Here is an 18,432-nt window from a genome sequence, read left to right on the forward strand (position 1 = left end):
CGCAGCCGGTCTGTCCGAGGAGACTCGTCATGATCAGAGCTCTGACCGCGGCATTGCTCGCCGCAGCGCTCACGGGCTGCACCGGGACGGAAAGCCCCGAACGCGCCAACACCTGGTACCTGCTCGACGCGGACTCCAGCGGCGCGATCGTCATCGGCGGAACTCCGCTCATGATCCGTGGTGTCGACAGATCCGGCCGAGTTGCCTGGGAGAAACCCGCATCCGACACGCCCGTCGTGTGCGAAGAGCGCTGCCCGGCCGTGCACGACACCGCCCCGGTCGCGGGATCCTCGGCGTGGCAACCCACGAGCGACGACTCGGTGGCACTCGCGATGATCCCGCGGCAGAACGATGTCCAGGTGCGTCGCTATGTTCGCGAGCCGTCCGGCTGGGCGTTCGACGAGAGCAGTGCGTGGACCGCTGCCACCGAGTTCGGCTGCACCGCGGCGAATCGTGCCGCGGTGATCCTCGCGATGCCGTCGCCCACGTTGCGCACGAAGGAAGGCGATCGGCCGATTCCGGAACTGGAGGCGGGCAGCGAGTGCGCCTTCAACCGGGACGGCGCGGTGATCGTCCAGAACGACCTGCGCGGCAGCAAGGTGGTGACCGTCTCGGCGGACGGAAAGCTGCTCACGACCAAGAACTTCGGCGTGGAGGCACGGGTGCGCGCCGATGCCCGTAGCGACGCCGTGGCGGTTGTCTCAGGGGGTACCGCCACGGCGTCGACGTTGACCGGCGAGGTGCTCAAGCGGGAGACCGGCGTGGACGACGCGCGGTTCGACGAGACGGGTGCTCTCGTGCTCGTCGACCGCGCCGGCGTCGTCCGCTGGAGCTAGGGCAGACCCCATGAGGGCGCCGGAGCACCGATCACCGGGCCGACCTTCAAGTCCGGCTTGTCACCGGACCGGTGAATGACGGCCTCTTCGCCGCGCCGCAGCTCAATGCGCAGATCTCCGTTGGGCAGCACCGAAAAACGCTTCGGACGACCCCAGCGGTCCCGCACCACCGGATCCTTGATGTCCGTGCGCACAACGCACGGCGCACCGGCCTCGGACCGCAGCTTGATCCACCGCGTCGCGCCCTTCTGCCGTGAAGCAGAGAGCAGGAAGGCGCCTTGCGTCCGGAAGTTGTCGAGCGAGATCTCCGGCCAGGTGGCGGGAACGGCCGGGAACACCCGGATCACGCCGCCCCAGCTCTGGCAGAGCATGTCGTACATCGACTGCACCGCCGACAACGGCGTCTCGATGACCGGGCCGGACTCCTGGTACATCGTGTTCGGCTTGATGTAGCGGCGCATCAGCTCGCCGAGGTAGAAGTCCGCCTTGTCACCGCGCAACATCTGCGCGCTGATCGACGCCGCGCCCGTGAACGTGTAGCCCTGCAGCGCGCCCTCGAAGCTGATCCAGTGGTTGAGCGACGTCTCGATCAACGAGCGCTGGGCCGGGTCCTCCCACGTGATCTCGTACAGCGGGTAGATCTGCAGCAGGTGCGAGTAGTGCCGGTGCGACTTCGCGAACGGCACCCCGGCGCCGATCATGTACCCGTTCTTGTCCACCGGGTACGGCGTGAGGTTCGCGAGCGTGTCCTGCCACTTGCCGACGAGAGGATCGTTGATGCGCAACGACTTCGCGGACTCGATGAGCGTCTGGCAACCCCACCGGATCAGCGCGAGGTCGTAGTTGCAGTCCGGCGCGTTGACGCCGTACTCGGGCGAGAACGTGATCGGCAGGTGCCACTTGCCGTCCGCGCCCTTGGTCAGGAAGTGGAAGTAGTAGTTGATGGCCCTGCGCAGCAACGGGAACAGCACGTTGCGCAGCACCCGGTCGTCCATCGTGTGCCGGTACGTGAGCCAGACGTTGTGCAGCGTCCAGGTCAGGTTGCCGACCTCGGGCGTCGGCACGTCCTTGCCGGGAATGCCCACGCCGTAACCGGAGTTGCCGATGCCCGCGCCGTTGTTGAGCACGGTGTCGGTGGTGCGCGGGATGCCCGCGGAGTCGTGCCGGTACTCGGCCGGCACCTGTTCGACGAGCACGTCGCGGTACCGGTCGACCGAGTACGTGACGGCGTCGAAGTCGACGTGGTTGGAGCCGTGGATCAGCCAGTACTCCAGCTGCACGTTGAGGTTCCACCACGTGTTCGGCCACGGCGTGTTCTCCAGCCACGGCCCGCAGGTCGCGATCGCGGGCGCCTCCTTGCGGGCCGCGGAGGCGAACTTGTAGAGCTGGATCCAGTAGAACGCCTGCAGCCGCTTGTCCGGAATGGACAGGAAGCTCTTGCGGTAGAAGTCGTGCCACCACAGCCGGTGGTCGACCGCGAGGCCCTCGATCGAACCGCACCGGACGTTGCCGATCGCCTTGCGCACAGCGGTTTTCCGAGGATGCGACCAGGCAACGCTCGTGAACAGCGTGCGCCGGGTGCCGCGGGTGACCTCGCGCCACGCCGTCACGTGCTCACCACCGGCGTTCAACGGCTGCACCGCGAGCTGCACGTCACCAGAACTCGTCAGCTGCACCGGCGGATTGTCGGTGAAGCCGGCGGGGGCCGGGCGGTTCCACTTCGGGTCGACCCGCGGGCTGATCGCCTTGAGCGGGTGGAAGACCCACTTGAACGCGCGCTCGCCCTCGCTGGCCTGGATGTCGATCGCGTAGAGGTCGCGCTTGGTGTGGATGAACGCTCTTATCCGCAAGCTTCCGGCAGCGGTGGTGATCGTGCCGGTGAGCTCGGCGTTCCACAGGTCCATGCGCAGGTCGACGCCGGTGATCGCGCCGACGGGTTCGAGCGTGAAGTAGCCGATGGGCAGCCGGGCGAGGCCGAACAGCGCCCCGAACTCCGGCCGGTGGTCCTGCACCTGGGAGTGCTGGACGTTGAATCTGATGGCGTTCGCCCCGGGTTCGGCGTAGATGCCGGAACCCAGGTATCCGTTGCCGAGGTACGGGCCCTCGAACCAGGTGGCGGGCATCTTTTTCCAGATGAGATCCGATGACCCGACGAAGTCACGCCAGTTGAAATCGTCACCCGCGGACGCGATGCCAGGGAGCAGCGCACTGCCCGCTACCCCGGCCAACGCGCCTCCGATCAGCGTGCGCCGGTTGAGTTCGACCACGTTTGGGCACCTCACTTCAGTGTGCGGTCAGGTCCACGCGGGCGGCGATTCATCGGATCTTTCGTGACCGGTCTGCCTGAGTCAAGACCCGTGTCTAGGCTTCGATCATGGGGGACTTCCTCGTCTACACGATCGGCTTCCCGATCACGTTCCTGGTGCTGGTCATGGGCATGGCGCTGGCCGCGCGCCGGATTCTCGGCCTGCGGATCGGCCTGATCCGCACGGCGCTGGCGTGCCTGCTGGCCATGTCGATCGCGTCGAGCGCCTTCGGTGAGACCACCGTCGAGCCGTCGGCAGGCCTCGCCACCCTCCAGCTGGGGCTCGCGATCCTCGCGGTGATCGGCGTGCTGGCGTTCGCGGAGATCATCGTGCCCACCGGCTCGATCCCTCCGCCGACGGAGTGGTGGGGCATGCTGCGCCGCCGCATCAAGCGCACCCGGCGCTACTCGCGCATCACCGCGATCGCCTTCCGTCACGGCCTGGGCCCGTACCTGCGCGGCCGCGAACGGTCCGGTGAGGGGCTCGCGCGGTCGCTGCGGCTCGCGTTGCAGGACGCCGGCGTGACCTTCGTGAAGCTCGGTCAGGTGCTGTCCACGCGATCGGACCTGCTGCCACCCGACTTCGTCGACGAGCTCAGCCTGCTGCAGGACAAGGTGCCGCCCGCGCCGTGGAAGAACGTCCGCGCGGTGCTGGAGGCGGAGATCGGGCTCGACCAGTTCGCGTCGGTGGACGAGACGCCGCTGGCCGCCGCGTCGATCGCGCAGGTGCACAAGGCCGTGCTGAAGACCGGCGCCGAGGTCGTGGTGAAGGTGCAGCGGCCGGACGTGCGGGCGGTGGCCGAGGGCGACCTGGACATCGTGTCGCGCCTGGCGGAGACGTTGCAGCGCACGCGGTGGGGTTCGGCGCTGGGGGTGCGGGACCTCGCGGCCGGGTTCGCGGCGGCGCTGCGCGAGGAGCTGGACTTCCGGGTGGAGGCGCGCAACATCGCGGCCGTGTCCGCGACCGCCGATGCCTCGGTCGGCCTGCCACATGTCCACATGTCGACTCCGCGCGTGCTGGTGATGGACCGGCTCGACGGCGTGCCGCTCAAGGGCGCGATCGAGGACGAGGGCCTGGCCCGGACGCTGCTGCGGTTCGTGCTGCGCCAGGTGATGCTGGACGGCGTCTTCCACGCGGATCCGCACCCCGGCAACGTGTTCCTGCTGTCGGACGGCCGGCTCGGGCTGCTCGACTTCGGATCGGTCGGCCGGATCGACTCCGCGCTGCGCTCGGCGTTGCAACGGCTGCTGCTGGCGATCGACCGCAGCGATCCCGCCGGGCTGACGGACGCGTTGCTGGAGCTGACCTCACGCCCGGAGGAGATCGACGAGCAACGGCTGGAGCGCACGCTCGGCCAGTTCATGGCCCGGCACCTGGGCGCGGGCATGCGTCCGGACGTCGAGATGTTCGGCGACCTGTTCCTCATCGTGTCGCGGTTCGGGCTGAGCGTCCCGCCGGAGATCGCGGCGGTGTTCCGTGCGCTGGCGACGTTGGAAGGCACCCTGGGCGTGCTCGCGCCGGGCTTCAACATCGTGGTGGAGTCGCGGGCGTTCGCGACCGAGCAGATCTCCGAACGCCTGACGCCGGAGTCGGTGAAGCGCACGATGGCCGAGGAGCTCCAGGCCGTGCTGCCGATGCTGCGCCGCCTGCCGCGCCGGATCGACCGGATCACCGGCGCGATGGAGCAGGGCCGGCTGAGCATGTCGATGCGGCTCTTCGCCGACGAGCGCGACCGGTCGTTCATCACCGGCCTGCTGCACCAGGTGATGCTCACGGCGCTGGGCGCGGCCGCCGGGGTGATGTCGGTGCTGCTGCTCGGCGCGTCCGGTGGACCGCAGGTGTCGCAGGACATCGGGTTCTACCAGGTGCTCGGCTACAACCTGCTGATCATCAGCGTCCTGCTGGGTCTGCGCGTCGTAGTCACCGTGTTCCGGCCCCGCGCTTGACCAATCAGGTTTGTAATGCAAACCTGATTGCAGTCGAGTGCAGTTGGGGGACTGATGATGACCGAGGATCCGAAAGGTCTGCTCGCCGAGCTGGGCGACCTGCGCAAGCGCGCCCGTGTCGACCGGCACGGCTACTGGCTGCCGTTCCTGCTGTTCGGGTTGATCACGCTGGGGGCGACGCCGTTCTACGGGCCGATGCTGTGCGCGGACGGCGGGCAGAACCCGGAGCTGGTGGAGCCGACCGTGTGCTCGTGGAGCTCGGCGGACCAGCCGTGGCTCTACCACTGGCTGCACCCGACCGGCCAGATGAGCGGCCCGGTGTTCGGCCTCCACCAGCCGGGCGTCGCCGCCGACATCTACTGGATCATCGCGCTGCTGTGCGGCTATCTCGCGGTCGTCTGGTGGTACCGGTGGCGCGCGGCGCAGGTCGGGGTGGAGACGCCGACCAGGCTCTACGCCCAGGTCACGATCTTCATGCTGCTGTTGCCGCTGATCGGTGTCCCGGTGCTGAGCGAGCTGGTCTTCGGCCGGCTCGGCTGGCAGATCGCGCTGCCGATCACCGTGCTGCTGATCGTGGCGGCGACGTGGCGCGTGCGCAGTGTCCGTTTCACGCTCGCGGTGCTCGCTCTGTTCGCTCTCGCGCACTTCGTCACGTTCTACCCGTACGGGCCGATGTTCGTGCTGGCCGCGGGCCTGGCCGGGCTCGCCTACCTGGAGCGCAGCGTGGTGTGCACGGTCACCGTGGCGATCTTCAGCGCCACCGTGCTCTTCGTGAACGAGGCCGGCCGGTTCTTCTTCTACTGGCCGTACGCGGTGGAAGACTTCGCGAGCACCGCCCTGCCCGCGCTCGTGCTGCTGGTCGGCGGGATCATCGGGTCCGTGCGCCGAGAGATGGCGCGATGAGCGAGAACCCCACGGCGGGCCTGGACGACACCGTCCACCAGCGACACCGACTCGGCGTGCTGACCATCGCGGCCGAGACGAAACGGGTGGAGTTCTCGTACCTGAAGTCGGCACTGGAGCTGACCGCGGGCAACCTGTCGCGGCACATCACCGTGCTGGAACAGGCCGGCCTGGTCGAGGTGGAGAAGGGCTACGAGGGCAAGCGCCCCAAGACGTGGCTGCACATCACCGACGCCGGCCGCACCGCCCTCGCCGCGGAGATGGCGGCGTTGCGGGCACTGCTGGAGCGGCACGACAGTCGCTAGTTCCGGGCGTCAGAACTGCCTGCGGTACACGGAAACGTCGTCGCGCCACACTCCGAACTGGTCAGGGGCGGACTGCACGATCGTCATCTCGTTGAGGTTGCCGAGGATTCGCCAAGCTCGCGCAACCGCTTGCGAGCCGGCGAAGGCGATCGTGCAGAACTTCCGCGGCTCGACGACCGTGCGCACGCGGTCGACCTTGCCGACGTTCATCGGCGTGTCCTGCCACAGGTCCAATGTGTACCCGGTGCGGATGGGATCACCCGATCCCAGCACTCCTTCGATGTCGACGACGAGCCTGTCGCCGTCGAGGCGCAGGTTGTAGTGGCCGCTCCTGGGCGGGGTTCCGCCGGTGTACGCGGAGCGCGCGGGATCGAGCACCCAGTGGCCGAGAAACGGCACGAGGTCGTCACTCATGTGTGTCTCCTTCGCGGAACCTGCGCCACTGGCGGATTGTCCGGCGCATCGAGGTGGGCGACCATCACCCGATGAGTTATGAGACGGGCGTTCGGTGGAAGTGGATTCCGTTCGTCGTGCTCGCGTTCGTGCTGCTGAGCTGGCTCGTGTTCGAGGCGCTCGACCTCATCGACTTCGAAGGAGTCGTGGCGTGGGTGCGCGGCATCGACCCGGTGTGGGCGGCGGTGGCGATCTTCGCCCTGCTCGTCGTGGACGTGCTGCTGCCCGTGCCGTCCACTCCGCTCATCGTGCTGGCGGGAACGGCACTCGGCCTGCCCTTCGGGCTGGCACTCGCGGTCATCGGATCCCTGGGTTCCTCTGCCGCAGGATACGCGCTCGGGAGGTATGCCGGTCCGTGGTTGGTGCGCCGCGTTGTAACCATTGAGGAACTAACCGAAATGCGGCGCTGGGGCCGGCAGTTCGGGCCGTGGTTCTTCGGCGTGGCGCGCGGCATTCCGATGATGGCGGAGACGGTGTCGGTGTCCGCCGGCGTGTCGCGGGTGTCGTTCCGGACTTTCATGTTGTTCACGCTCATCGGCACCGTGCCGATCTGCGGCGCCTACGTGTTCGCGGGGTCGCACGCGGAAACCGTCGAACAGATCGTGATGATCAGCGCGGTCGGGTTCCTGCTGACAGTCGGCCTCTTCTACCTGCTGCGGCGGCTCGTGAAGACGGCGCCATAAATCGCTGGCGCATTCAATCGACAAAGCCGCTTATCCTTGACGATCGGGGAAGTCATGACTGAACGGATGCCGTTGGAGTAGAGCTCAGCCATGTTTCTCGATACCTCCGGCTTTGCCGCGCGCGAACTGGCGCGACGTTGGGGTTGTTGAGGTGCTGGTAGTTTGCCGTCAACGAGTGGCAGTTGGGGCAAAGCAATCGCACCTCGTGCGGTTGGTTTCTTTGTCGGTCACCTGTGACGTGGTCAACATGCAGTGGAACTCGTCCGCTCGTCGGGTTGATCTCGGCCCACCCGCATTCCTCGCACTGCTGTCCGCGAAGGAACACGAGTGCTTGCCGCACTCGGTCGTCGGGCTTCCCGTTCTCAGTCGTCCCTGAGACCTGACCCGAGGTCCACGCTGTGATCCACCTGGCGAACGAGCCAGTGCGTTCGTACCGGTCTTCGTTGAAACATGCCCATGAGCAGTACGGCCCTCCACGACGACGCCCGACCCGCTCGCGTGAACCACATCGGCGGCATGGGTCGGGCTGACGACGGCGCATCGCGTCTGAACACGGTCGGCTACACGTTTTCGCACCGCGCACGACGGCGCCGACACCACACTGAGGGCACGTTGGTTGCGGCTTGCGCAGCCGTGCCGATCGCTGTTCCTGGGTACCACTGAGGTGACAGGCATTACTGCAGAAGCGCGGGTTACACGTAGTTGTCCCACAGCGTTCACATGGATGTGGATCGACACGCGGAGCAGGCAAGGCTCACCTCTCGATGAAACGGGAGCGAACGGTCCCATACGTGGCCCGAGGTCATGACGGCGAAGGCAACAAGGTTAGGCGCTCCCGAGGTCAAGGCCAGAACGCCACCTTGCCGTTTGAGCATGAAGGGCCCTTCGTCCACTTGAGGTGGACAAAAGAGCCCTTCATAAATGCACTAACTATCGGTTAGTATGCAGGTGTGGAGTACAACGTGTTCGCGAAGGCGTGTCCGTCACGCCCGACGCTGGAGCACGTCACCGGCAGGTGGGGCAGCCTGACGATGGGCGCGCTCGTGAACGGTCCGCTGCGGTTCAACGAGCTGCGCCGCAGGGTCGACGGGGTCAGCGAGAAGATGTTGTCCCAGACGCTGCAGGCGCTCGAACGCGACGGGCTCGTGCACCGCGACGCCCAGCCGACGAACCCTCCGCGCGTCGACTACACCCTGACGCCGCTCGGGCAGGAGACGGCCGAGCTGTTGCTCGCGCTGATCCACCACCTGGAGGCGCGGATGCCGGACGTGCTCCAGGCGCAGCAGGCGTACGACGCTCGCTGACACGACAAGGCAGGGTCACCACTCGACCATCAACCGGGCCGGCACGCGCGTGCGCAGGTCCGGCCGGAACGTGATCTCCTGGCCCGGTGCGAGCCGCAGTCCGGGCAGCCGGGACGTCAGTTGTTCAAGCGCCACACGGGTTTGCATGCGTGCGAGCGGCGCGCCGACGCAGAAGTGCTGACCAGCTCCCAGCGAGAGGTGCACGCTCGGCATCTGCCGCGACGGGTCGAACGACTCCGGGCAGTGGTACACGGCTTCGTCGCGGTTCGCCGCCGCGAGCAGCAGCTGCACCTTCGCCCCTGCCGGTACCAGGTGTCCCCCGATCTCCACGTCCTCGGTGGCGTAACGGAAAAGGCTCATCATCGGGCCCTCGTAGCGCAGCAGTTCCTCGATGACGGACGGGATCGTGGCGGGATCGTTGACGACACCGATCCAGTGCCGGCGCCTTTCCCCCAGCAACGAGCGCAGACCGAGCGCCAGCACGTTGACGGTCATGTCGAACTCCGCCAACGGTTCCTGCTCCTCCGGTGACAGGGTGCCGATCGCGACGCGCATCACCATGGCGGGGAACGGGTCCGCGAACAGCTGCACGAAGTCGCCGTACCCGTGCCGCGGGAAGCCGTCGATCAGGCGGTTGGCGAAGTCGCGGACCAGGGGTTCCAGCTTGATCATGCGCCGGGGCGAGAACGTGGCCTGAAGTGCCTTGCGCACCTGGGGATCGAGGTGGTGCGAGCGGGCGACGAAGATGGGGTCCCGCAACACCTGCGCGACGTGCTCGTACCGGCTGACGACCCAGTACCCGTTCTCCTCGCTGAAGAACACCGGTTCGCTCGCCCGCAGGTGCACGAACAGCGGGTACGGGTTCGCGATGTGCTGCGAGTTCAGAGGTTCGTACGCGGTGGACACAAAGGCCGAGTGTGGCAGCGAGCGCGCGTCACGAAAGTGCACATGAGCTGTTGAGACGCGCGCTCCGCCTGAACTTGTCCTGTTTAACACTCGATGACGTTGACGGCGAGGCCGCCGCGAGCGGTTTCCTTGTACTTCACCGACATGTCCTTGCCGGTGTCCCGCATGGTCTTGATGACCTTGTCGAGCGACACGAAGTGCGAACCGTCTCCGCGCAACGCCATGCGCACCGCGGTGATCGCCTTGATCGACGCGACGGCGTTGCGTTCGATGCACGGGATCTGCACCAGGCCGCCGATCGGGTCGCAGGTGAGGCCGAGGTTGTGCTCCATGGCGATCTCGGCGGCGTTCTCGACCTGTTCCGGCGTGCCGCCGAGCACCTCGGCGAGTCCGCCGGCGGCCATCGAGCAGGCCGAGCCGACCTCGCCCTGGCACCCGACCTCGGCGCCGGAGATGGAGGCGTTCTCCTTGAACAGCACGCCGATCGCGGCCGCCGTCAGCAGGAAGCGGACGACCCCGTCGTCGTTCGCTCCGGGTACGAACTTCGTGTAGTAGTGCAGCACCGCGGGCACGATGCCGGCCGCGCCGTTGGTCGGTGCCGTGACCACCCGGCCACCGGCCGCGTTCTCCTCGTTGACCGCCAACGCGAAGAGCGTCACCCAGTCCATGACCCGCAGCGGATCGGTGGCGAAGTGTTCGCCCTCCAACCGCTTGCGCATCTCGGCGGCGCGGCGGCGGACCTTGAGGCCGCCGGGCAGGATGCCGTGCTCGGTGCAGCCGCGTTCCACGCACTCCTGCATGACGTGCCAGATGTGCAGGAGTCCTTGGCGGATCTCGTCCTCAGTCCGCCACGACTGCTCGTTGGCCATCATGATCTCGCTGATCGACAGACCGGTCTCCCGGCAGCGCGCGAGCAGCTCGTCGCCGGTCAGGAACGGGTGCGGCAACGGCGTGGTGTCCGGCTTGATCCGGTCGGTGCCGCTGGCGTTCTCGTCGACGACGAAGCCGCCGCCGATCGAGTAGTAGACGGCGTGCTCGACGGACTCCTCGCCCTGGTACGCCTCGAAGCTCATTCCGTTGGGGTGCAGCGGAAGCGACTTGCGGCGGTGCATGACGAGGTCGCGGTCGTGCACGAAGTCGATCTCGTGCACGCCGCCGAGCTTGAGCCGTCCGCTCGTGACGATCTCCTCGACACGGGCGGCTGCGACCGCGGGGTCGACTTCTTCGGGGAGGTTGCCTTCGAGGCCGAGGAACACGGCCTTGGGGCTGCCGTGGCCGTGCCCGGTCGCGCCGAGCGAGCCGAAGAGCTCGACGTGCACGCGGTCCACTTCGGACGCCCGTGCCCCGAGCTTCTCGACGAACATCGCCGCCGCACGCATCGGGCCGACCGTGTGGGAGCTCGACGGTCCGATGCCGACGGAGAAAAGGTCGAAAACGCTGATCGCCACTGATCAGTCCTTCGCGGTGGGGAGGTCAGTCAGTCTTTGGTGAGCTCGGCGTACTTGGCCGCCGTCAGCAGGTTCTCCGCCGACTCGACGCGCACCTTGAACAGCCAGCCCGCGCCGTACGGGTCGTTGTTGATGACGGCCGGGTCGTCGACGACCGCGCCGTTGACCTCGATCACCTCGCCGGTCACCGGGGAGAACAGGTCGCTGACCGACTTGGTGGACTCAAGCTCGCCGCAGACCTCGTTCGACACGACCTTGGCGCCGACCTCCGGAAGCTGCACGAAGACGATGTCGCCGAGGGCATCGGCCGCGTACTCGGTGATTCCGCAGGTCAGTGGGTCCTGGGTACCCGGTGTCCAGTCCACCCACTCGTGCTCGACGGTGTAGAGCAGGTTCTCGGGGAACTCCACGGCGACTCCTCTGGCTGTGACGGGTCAGGACAACTAACGCCCCCTCCGCCGTGCAGAGTTGCCTACCCCGAGCGGTCTTGCTGCCTGAGAGTGTGCGGGAGCTTGCCCCTTCGGCGCCCCGACTTCGTGCGTCGAGGTCTCTCCCACTCGGGTTCTGATGCCGTGCGGCATCGCGGCCGTATTCAGTTCTGGACACCGCGAACGCTAAGTGGGGCCGGTGCCGAGTGTCAACGCGGCACGTCACCTCGTCGGGCGAGCCGTGGTCACACCACGTGGTCAGCGCTCCGGCAGTTCCTCGTCGGTGTGTCACGGGGTCGGGAAGTGGCCCCGGTCGGGTGGAAATCCGGTGGTCGGAGGGTTACTCGCGGGTGACTCGCACGCAGCTGTGACCCAGGTCGCTTTGTCCTAGGTGAACAACTCCAGGGTTACCGGATAGTGCGATCCGCACGGTGACATGACCTTCCGGCTGCCCCACATTGTGAGACAGAGGCCAGCCCCGAACGGAGGAGTCATCGTGCGGATCGCAGTTCCCCGCGAGATCAAGAACCACGAGTACCGCGTCGCTCTCACCCCCGCCGGTGCGCACGAACTGACCAGCCGCGGCCACGACGTCTTCGTCGAGCAGGGCGCCGGCCTCGGTTCCGCCATCACCGACGAGGAGTACCTCGCCGCGGGCGCCAAGATCCTCGCGACCGCCGACGACGTCTGGGCAGAGGGCGATCTCGTCCTCAAGGTCAAGGAGCCCATCGCGGAGGAGTACCCCCGCCTGCGCGCCGGCCAGACCCTCTTCACGTACCTGCACCTCGCCGCCGACAAGCCGCTGACCGAGGCCCTGCTGGCCTCCGGCACCACGGCCATCGCCTACGAGACCGTGCAGCTCCCGAACCGTTCGCTGCCGCTGCTGGCCCCGATGTCCGAGGTCGCGGGCCGCCTGGCCCCGCAGGTAGGCGCGTTCTCCCTGATGAAGCCCTCCGGCGGCCGCGGCGTGCTGCCCGGCGGCGTCCCCGGCGTCGCCCCGGCCCGCGTGGTCGTGATCGGCGGCGGCGTGGCCGGCATCAACGCCGCCACCATCGCCGTCGGCATGGGCGCCGACGTGCAGATCCTCGACACGAACGTCGACCGCCTGCGCCAGATCGACGCCCAGTTCCAGGGCCGCCTGCGCACCCTGGCGTCGAACTCCTTCGCGATCGAGCAGGCCGTCCGCGAGGCCGACCTGGTCATCGGCGCCGTGCTGGTGCCGGGTGCCGCCGCCCCGAAGCTGGTCTCGAACGCACTGGTCGCCGACATGAAGCCGGGCTCGGTCCTGGTGGACATCGCCATCGACCAGGGCGGCTGCTTCGAGGACTCGCGTCCCACCACGCACGCCGAACCGACCTACGAGGTCCACAACTCGGTGTTCTACTGCGTGGCGAACATGCCGGGCGCCGTCCCGCGCACCTCGACGTACGCGCTGACCAACGTGACGCTGCCCTACGCCGTCGCGCTGGCCGACAAGGGCTGGACGCAGGCGCTGAAGGACGACCGCTCGCTGGCGCTCGGCCTCAACGTGCACGCCGGTCAGCTGACCAACGGGCCGGTGGCGGAGGCTGTCGGCCTCGCGCACACGCCGCTGGAGACCGTCATCTAAGGCCAACTGAATGAATGAGGCCCCCGCACGCGATCACGCTGCGGGGGTTTCGCCTATCCGGCGAGTTCTGGCCTGTCGTCGAGGCACCTCGCGGGCACGCCGCGGAAGTGCGGAAACCTCGATCGGGCGCCGGATCGAGCCGTCGACGCTCCAGCTCATGACCGCAGCGCGCCGACGCTCGCCTTGATCCCGCTGAGCACGCAGTCCAACCCGAACTCGAACTGCCGGTCCAGCGACCACAGCTCAGGCTCGTTCATCATCTCCACATAGCGCGGAAACCGGTCCCGGTAGAGATCAGCGAACCGAGCCACGTCCGGCGGCGGAACATCAAGCCGCCCCCGATCCCCGAAGTTCACCTCGGCCAGCGCGAACCCGATCACAAAGCTCGACATCGTCGACACCGACTGCGAGGCCTCAACGGGCGTCAACCCAGCGTTGCGCATGGGTTCGAGCATCGCGTCGGAGATCCCCACAGCGTTCGGCCCGATGCTCATGTACTCGCCGATGGTCCGCACCCACCACGGATGCCGCAGCGCGAGATGACGCATCGAGTGCATCATCCCGCGCAGTGCGGTCTCCCAGTCGACGTCCGGGTCCGGCGGCTCCAGCTCGGCGAACACCGCGTCCAGGCAGAGCTCCATCAGCGCGTCCTTGGTCGGCACGTGCCAGTACAACGACATCGGGGCCGCGCCCAGCTCCGCCGCCAGCTTGCGCATGGAGAGCTTCTGCAGGCCGTGCTCGTCCAGCATCTCCAGGGCCTTGCGGACGATCGCCTCCCGGCTCAGGCCGAGGGGCTGACCGCTGCTGGGCCTGGGTTTGCTGAACCACACGCTGTCCACAGCAGCGATCCTAGGCACGTCGCAGCAACACGCTGGCCACAACACCTCCCAGGAACACGGCCAGAGCACCGATCAACAGGCTGACGCTCATGCCCGAAGAGAAAGCGTCGCGCACGACCGTGAGGTCCGCACCGCTCCCCAACGCCTCGGACAGCGAACGTCCGGGAACGCCGTCGGGCAGCGAAGCCACGAACCGCGCGGACAGCAGCGCGCCCAGCACCGCGATGCCGAACGAGGAACCCAGCTCGGACAGCGTGCCCGACAACCCGGACGCGATGCCGGCCCGTTCCGGTGGGATTGAGCCCATCAACGCGTTGACCGCAACCGGTTGTGCCACACCGACACCCACGCCGATGAGGATCAGTCCGGCGAGCGTCAGCGGGTAGTTGGTGCCGATCGACAGCAGCACCACGCCGCCCGCGACGATCGTCATGCCGAGCAGCATCGCCTTGCTGGCGCCCAGTTTCATCACGAGCTGGCCCAGGGTGTTGCTGGTGACGAGCAACGCGATCGCCATCGGCGCCACGCGGATGCCTGCCTCCAGCGGGCTGTAGCCGAGCACGCCCTGAAGGTGTTGCGTCAGCAGGAAGAGCGAGCCCGCCATGCCGAACGCCGCCAGCACGCCCGACGCCACCGCGCCGGTGAAACGACGGTCGGCGAAGAAGCCGAGATCGAGCATCGGTTCCGCGGTGTGCCGTTCCCACAAGGCGAACGCCGTCATGGCCACGAGTCCCAGTGCGATCGGCACACCGAACTCCGCAGAACCGAAACCGTGCTCCGGCACCGAGATCACCGCGTACACGATCGACACCATGCCGACGACGGACAGCACCGAGCCGAGGACGTCCGGCTTGCGCACGGTCGGGTCCTTCGACTCCGGCACCAGCGTTGCGACGGCCGCGATCGCGAGGACCGCCACCGGCACGTTGATCAGGAACACCGAGCCCCACCAGAAGTGCTTGATCAGCGCGCCGCCGATCACCGGGCCCGCCGCGAAGCCGAGGCTCGTGACCGCGGCCCAGATGCCGATTGCCTTCGGGCGTTCCTTCTCGTCGAACAACTGCATCAGCACGGCCAGCGTGCCCGGCATCAGCATCGCGGCGCCGATGCCCATGAAGCCGCGGGCCGCGATCAACGCCTCGGACGAGCCCGCGTAAGCCGCGACCGCTGAGCCGGCACCGAACAGCACCAGGCCTGCCAGCAGGGCCCTCTTGCGGCCGAACCTGTCGCTCAGCGCGCCGGTCGTGAGCAGCAGACCGGCCAGGGCCAGCGAGTACGCGTTGATCATCCACTGGATGTCCGCGGTGCTCGCGCCGAGACCGGTGGAGATCGACGGGATCGCCACGTTCAGCACGGTGTTGTCCAGCACCACGACCATCACGGACAGGCAGAGCACGCCGAGCACGGCCCAGCGTTGTGGGTGCGGCTGCACCCCGACCTTCTCGGTCACCCCAGTCGTCATCAGTCCCCCTTACGATGTACGAGGACCATACAGCGTACGAGACACACGCACACAAGCCGTTTTCACTGAGAGAGGAAGGGGCTAACGAGTCGCGAAGGGGCTAAACGAGTCGCGCAGGCGCAACGCGCCTGAGCCTCGGGGGTTTGAGGGGTCGTCCCTCCAACAAATACTGCGGGCTCCGGCGAAGTTGGCCGAAGGCCAACGAGCAGGAAAGCCCGCCTCGGCCCGCCACGTAAAGGGCGGCCGCGCTCAACCAGCCTGGGGGTCACTGGGAGCGGGGCCGCCGTCACCAAATATAGCGGGCTTCAGGCAGCCGCGCCCAGCACCCCCGCCCAAACGCGACCGAAAAGTTTCCCCGACTGGACCACTGCCCGTGTTCACACGGTCCAGCAAACGAGTGAATTCCGGGATGCGCGGTGCGGCGAGCAGGGCCAACGGCCGATGAACACGGAGTCGGGTGTCCCTCGAAGGGAGATTCCATGGCTGAACCACAGGGATGGATCCACTGCCACGACCCGTTCGGTCGGGACAGATCGATGACCGTTCTGGTCGAGAACGACCGAGTTCTGCTGGTCACGCCACCGGGCGAGACCGCTGTGATGTCCGCCACTCAGACGCGTCGGCTGGGCTCTTTGCTCGACCAGGCCACGGCGAAGATGTGATGGACGAAGCTCTGCGAGACGCGGTGCTGCAGAGGTTGGCGCTGCTGGACAAAGTCGCTGAGCACGGCGAGGCCGAGGCGCTGGTTCCGCTGGCACGGGCGGAGATCCACCGCCTGGCGGACGGCTGGCGGCTGCTGCTCACGGTGCACCAACCCGACGAGGACGGCCGGTGCAAGGCGTGTCCCGGCTGGTTGCGACGGCGCAGGTGGCCGTGCCAGGTCTGGAACATGGCGCACCAGCACCTGATCGGCGAGGGTCTGCCGCATCGCGAGCGCCGCAAGCCGTTGCGCAACCCTTTCACCCGATCGGGCACGATCGAAATACCGGAAGAGACACCGGTCGAGCTCACGGCTGAGCTGCCGATCTTGACCGACGCACCGCCCGTGGTGCATCGCGCACCGGTGGTGACACGGCCGAAGCACGCCTTGCCGGACTGAGCCATCAGGCAGGATGGGCTGCATGCATGACGGCAGCGGCCTCATCGCGGTGCAGAACCTGACCAAGCAGTTCGGTTCGGTGACCGCGGTGCAGAACCTGAGCTTCACCGTGTCCCCCGGCAGCGTGACGGGCTTCCTCGGCCCGAACGGCGCCGGCAAGACGACGACCCTGCGGATGTTGCTGGGACTGGTGACGCCGACCAGTGGCACCGCGACGATCAACGGGCGACCGTTCCACCAGCTCGGCCAGCCCGGCCGGGTGGTGGGCGCGGTGCTGGAGGCGCAGGGGTTCCACCCCCGCCGGACCGCGCGCAACCACCTCAAGGTCTACGCGGCCGCGATCGGTGTGCCGGACTCGCAGGCCGACCAGGTCATCAACCTGGTCGGCCTGGCTTCCGCGGCCGACCGTTCCGTGGGTGGGTTCTCACTGGGCATGAAGCAACGGCTGGCGGTGGCCACTGCGCTGCTCGGTGACCCGCAGGTGCTGGTGCTGGACGAGCCCGCCAACGGCCTCGACCCCGAGGGCATCGCCTGGCTGCGCACGTTCCTGCAGTCGTACGCGCGCATGGGCCGCACGGTGCTGATCTCCAGCCACCTGCTGGCAGAGGTCGAGCAGACCGTCGACCAGGTCGTGATCATCTCCCGCGGGCAGACCATGTACTACGGGCCGCTGGATCACCTTCGCCAGCAACAACAACGCCGCGTTCTCGTGCAGCCGTCGGACATCAACGCGCTGGCGGCGGCGTTGCGGGAGGACGGCGTCCAGCACATCGAGCAGCTCCAGGACGGCCGGCTCGCGGTGTCCGGAGTGGACTCGAAGCACGTCGCGGACGTCGCGTTGCGCGCGGGCGTGTCCGTCTACGGCATCCAGGAGGAGCAGGTCGACCTCGAACGGCTGTTCTTCCAGCTCACCAGTGGCCAGTACGCCGGCTACGCCCCGGCGCCGTACCAGCAGCAACAGCAGGGTGGTTGGGCCTGATGGGCAACCTCGTACAGGCGGAGCTCCGCAAGACGACGACGACCGGACTGTGGTGGGGTCTGCTGATCCCCACCGTGTTGGTGGCGTTCGGCGGAGGCCAGCTCTCCGGCCTGATCGGCCAGTGGTTCGTCGATCTCACGTCGACCTCGGACGCCGAGCAGCTCTCGGACATGCTCGGGGTAACGCCGGACCAGTGGAAGTTCTCGCTGTTCGGCATCGCCCGGTCGATCAACCTCGCCACGATGTTCCCGTTGATCTTCGGTGCGCTGGCGATCTCCAGCGAGATCGGTCAGCGGACGATCACCACGACGTTCCTGACCGCTCCGTCACGCATGCACACCATGCTGGCGAAGATGCTGGTCTACGCGTTGTGGGGCGCGATCTACGGGCTGGCGATCATGGCTTCCGTCGCGATCGGCGTCATCCTCACCAGCGAGCCCGGACAGCGGCCCGACGCGGGCGGCTGGGCGATGATCGCGCTGGTCTGCGTGCTGGCGTCGGTGCTGATGACGATGTTCGGCGTCGGCCTGGGCGCCTTGGTGCCGCACACCGCCGGCGTGGTCGTGCTGCTGATCATGTACTTCCTGGTGGTCGAGAACGCGCTGCAGCTCGGCCTGCGGATCGGCGGCGTGCCGGAGACGGTCGTCGGGTTCCTGCCGAACGGGTCGGTGGACGGCCTGACGGGATCGGTGGTCGTCGACCTGTTCCTGTCCAAGGCCGGTGTGGTGCCGCCGGAGGCCATCGAGGTGCTGCGGATGTTCGCGGGCGCGGGTGGAGCGCAGGCGTGGTGGCTGTCCGGGCTGATCTTCCTCGGCTGGGTCGGTGCCGTGTTCGGTGGCGGCTGGGCGCTGGTGGCTCGCAAGGACATCACCTGACCTGCGGTCACTAAGGTCACCATTTTCTGTCGGACCTCGTCCGTAGCCTGA

The 18,432-nt window shown here is 67.6% G+C and carries 18 protein-coding genes and 1 riboswitch; of the genes, 11 read left to right on the forward strand and 7 right to left on the reverse strand.

The features are described 5' to 3' along the window. Positions 1–29 precede the first annotated feature (29 nt). Entirely contained in the window at positions 30–836 is an 807-nt protein-coding gene (locus tag LFM09_RS04435; RefSeq protein WP_414094950.1) for a hypothetical protein, read from the forward strand. On the opposite strand, the gene LFM09_RS04440 is transcribed toward LFM09_RS04435, so the two are convergent. Continuing rightward, positions 833–3,103: a glycosyl hydrolase family 95 catalytic domain-containing protein gene (locus LFM09_RS04440; protein WP_414094951.1), complete on the reverse strand. Its 2,271-nt coding sequence runs from the start codon at positions 3,101–3,103 to the stop codon at positions 833–835. The genes LFM09_RS04435 and LFM09_RS04440 overlap by 4 nt on opposite strands. 107 nt (positions 3,104–3,210) lie before the next feature. On the opposite strand from LFM09_RS04440, the gene LFM09_RS04445 reads away from it, so the two are divergent. From LFM09_RS04445 to LFM09_RS04455, 3 genes are read left to right on the forward strand one after another with little or no spacing between them, the layout of a single operon-like run. Beyond that, positions 3,211–5,088, forward strand: coding sequence for an ABC1 kinase family protein (locus LFM09_RS04445; protein ID WP_414094952.1), 1,878 nt, complete (start codon positions 3,211–3,213; stop codon positions 5,086–5,088). A gap of 57 nt (positions 5,089–5,145) precedes the next feature. Then, positions 5,146–5,991, forward strand: a complete 846-nt coding sequence (locus tag LFM09_RS04450; protein ID WP_414094953.1) for a hypothetical protein — start codon at positions 5,146–5,148, stop codon at positions 5,989–5,991. Then, a complete protein-coding gene (locus LFM09_RS04455; protein ID WP_414094954.1) occupies positions 5,988–6,296 on the forward strand; it encodes a winged helix-turn-helix domain-containing protein in 309 nt (102 codons plus the stop codon). The genes LFM09_RS04450 and LFM09_RS04455 overlap by 4 nt, the downstream gene beginning before the upstream one ends. 9 nt (positions 6,297–6,305) lie before the next feature. On the opposite strand, the gene LFM09_RS04460 is transcribed toward LFM09_RS04455, so the two are convergent. Then, complete coding sequence (locus LFM09_RS04460; RefSeq protein ID WP_414094956.1) at positions 6,306–6,710, reverse strand: hypothetical protein; 405 nt, start codon at positions 6,708–6,710, stop codon at positions 6,306–6,308. A gap of 71 nt (positions 6,711–6,781) precedes the next feature. Here LFM09_RS04460 and LFM09_RS04465 point away from each other — a divergent pair, with 71 nt between their 5' ends. Together LFM09_RS04465 and LFM09_RS04470 are read left to right on the forward strand one after the other, a co-directional pair. Next, on the forward strand, positions 6,782–7,432 hold the full coding sequence (locus LFM09_RS04465) for a TVP38/TMEM64 family protein (RefSeq protein WP_414094957.1): 651 nt from the start codon (positions 6,782–6,784) through the stop codon (positions 7,430–7,432). 950 nt (positions 7,433–8,382) lie between these two features. Next, entirely contained in the window at positions 8,383–8,736 is a 354-nt protein-coding gene (locus tag LFM09_RS04470; protein ID WP_414094958.1) for a winged helix-turn-helix transcriptional regulator, read from the forward strand. Positions 8,737–8,751: 15 nt separating this feature from the next. On the opposite strand, the gene LFM09_RS04475 is transcribed toward LFM09_RS04470, so the two are convergent. The 3 genes from LFM09_RS04475 to gcvH form a co-directional block, all read right to left on the reverse strand. After that, positions 8,752–9,642 carry a cytochrome P450 gene (locus LFM09_RS04475; RefSeq protein ID WP_414094959.1) on the reverse strand — a complete coding sequence of 297 codons (891 nt, stop codon included), beginning with the start codon at positions 9,640–9,642 and terminating at the stop codon, positions 8,752–8,754. Between the two features lie 83 nt (positions 9,643–9,725). Next, positions 9,726–11,090, reverse strand: a complete 1,365-nt coding sequence (locus LFM09_RS04480; protein ID WP_414094960.1) for an L-serine ammonia-lyase — start codon at positions 11,088–11,090, stop codon at positions 9,726–9,728. Positions 11,091–11,119: 29 nt separating this feature from the next. Further along, positions 11,120–11,500, reverse strand: a complete 381-nt coding sequence (gene gcvH / locus LFM09_RS04485) for a glycine cleavage system protein GcvH (protein ID WP_414094961.1) — start codon at positions 11,498–11,500, stop codon at positions 11,120–11,122. Between the two features lie 62 nt (positions 11,501–11,562). Then, positions 11,563–11,656: riboswitch (glycine riboswitch) on the reverse strand. A gap of 358 nt (positions 11,657–12,014) precedes the next feature. On the opposite strand from gcvH, the gene ald reads away from it, so the two are divergent. Next, on the forward strand, positions 12,015–13,127 hold the full coding sequence (gene ald / locus LFM09_RS04490) for an alanine dehydrogenase (RefSeq protein ID WP_414094962.1): 1,113 nt from the start codon (positions 12,015–12,017) through the stop codon (positions 13,125–13,127). A gap of 155 nt (positions 13,128–13,282) precedes the next feature. On the opposite strand, the gene LFM09_RS04495 is transcribed toward ald, so the two are convergent. Both LFM09_RS04495 and LFM09_RS04500 read right to left on the reverse strand, forming a co-directional pair. Beyond that, on the reverse strand, positions 13,283–13,966 hold the full coding sequence (locus LFM09_RS04495; protein ID WP_414094963.1) for a TetR/AcrR family transcriptional regulator: 684 nt from the start codon (positions 13,964–13,966) through the stop codon (positions 13,283–13,285). Positions 13,967–13,976: 10 nt separating this feature from the next. Beyond that, on the reverse strand, positions 13,977–15,428 hold the full coding sequence (locus LFM09_RS04500) for an MFS transporter (RefSeq protein ID WP_414094964.1): 1,452 nt from the start codon (positions 15,426–15,428) through the stop codon (positions 13,977–13,979). Positions 15,429–15,907: 479 nt separating this feature from the next. On the opposite strand from LFM09_RS04500, the gene LFM09_RS04505 reads away from it, so the two are divergent. The 4 genes from LFM09_RS04505 to LFM09_RS04520 are packed head-to-tail and all read left to right on the forward strand — an operon-like array spanning position 15,908 to position 18,381. Continuing rightward, positions 15,908–16,090 (forward strand): hypothetical protein, encoded by a 183-nt coding sequence (locus LFM09_RS04505; RefSeq protein ID WP_045312139.1) that lies wholly within the window; start codon positions 15,908–15,910, stop codon positions 16,088–16,090. After that, positions 16,090–16,527, forward strand: coding sequence for a hypothetical protein (locus LFM09_RS04510; RefSeq protein ID WP_414094965.1), 438 nt, complete (start codon positions 16,090–16,092; stop codon positions 16,525–16,527). The genes LFM09_RS04505 and LFM09_RS04510 overlap by 1 nt, the downstream gene beginning before the upstream one ends. Positions 16,528–16,549: 22 nt before the next feature. Then, positions 16,550–17,506 (forward strand): ABC transporter ATP-binding protein, encoded by a 957-nt coding sequence (locus LFM09_RS04515; RefSeq protein ID WP_414094966.1) that lies wholly within the window; start codon positions 16,550–16,552, stop codon positions 17,504–17,506. Beyond that, positions 17,506–18,381, forward strand: a complete 876-nt coding sequence (locus tag LFM09_RS04520) for a hypothetical protein (protein ID WP_414094967.1) — start codon at positions 17,506–17,508, stop codon at positions 18,379–18,381. The genes LFM09_RS04515 and LFM09_RS04520 overlap by 1 nt, the downstream gene beginning before the upstream one ends. Positions 18,382–18,432 lie beyond the last annotated feature (51 nt).

Origin of the sequence: Lentzea alba, assembly GCF_047445655.1 — a bacterium.
Classification (GTDB): Bacteria; Actinomycetota; Actinomycetes; order Mycobacteriales; family Pseudonocardiaceae; genus Lentzea; species Lentzea alba_A.

Bases quoted from the DNA above. Each gene is read 5' to 3' on its own strand.
- LFM09_RS04435 (WP_414094950.1), top strand. From the start codon at position 30: ATGATCAGAGCTCTGACCGCGGCATTGCTCGCCGCAGCGCTCACGGGC.
- LFM09_RS04445 (WP_414094952.1), top strand. From the start codon at position 3,211: ATGGGGGACTTCCTCGTCTACACGATCGGCTTCCCGATCACGTTCCTG.
- LFM09_RS04450 (WP_414094953.1), top strand. From the start codon at position 5,146: ATGACCGAGGATCCGAAAGGTCTGCTCGCCGAGCTGGGCGACCTGCGC.
- LFM09_RS04455 (WP_414094954.1), top strand. From the start codon at position 5,988: ATGAGCGAGAACCCCACGGCGGGCCTGGACGACACCGTCCACCAGCGA.
- LFM09_RS04460 (WP_414094956.1), bottom strand. From the start codon at position 6,710: ATGAGTGACGACCTCGTGCCGTTTCTCGGCCACTGGGTGCTCGATCCC.
- LFM09_RS04465 (WP_414094957.1), top strand. From the start codon at position 6,782: ATGAGTTATGAGACGGGCGTTCGGTGGAAGTGGATTCCGTTCGTCGTG.
- LFM09_RS04500 (WP_414094964.1), bottom strand. From the start codon at position 15,428: ATGACGACTGGGGTGACCGAGAAGGTCGGGGTGCAGCCGCACCCACAA.
- LFM09_RS04505 (WP_045312139.1), top strand. From the start codon at position 15,908: ATGGCTGAACCACAGGGATGGATCCACTGCCACGACCCGTTCGGTCGG.
- LFM09_RS04510 (WP_414094965.1), top strand. From the start codon at position 16,090: ATGGACGAAGCTCTGCGAGACGCGGTGCTGCAGAGGTTGGCGCTGCTG.
- LFM09_RS04515 (WP_414094966.1), top strand. From the start codon at position 16,550: ATGCATGACGGCAGCGGCCTCATCGCGGTGCAGAACCTGACCAAGCAG.
- LFM09_RS04520 (WP_414094967.1), top strand. From the start codon at position 17,506: ATGGGCAACCTCGTACAGGCGGAGCTCCGCAAGACGACGACGACCGGA.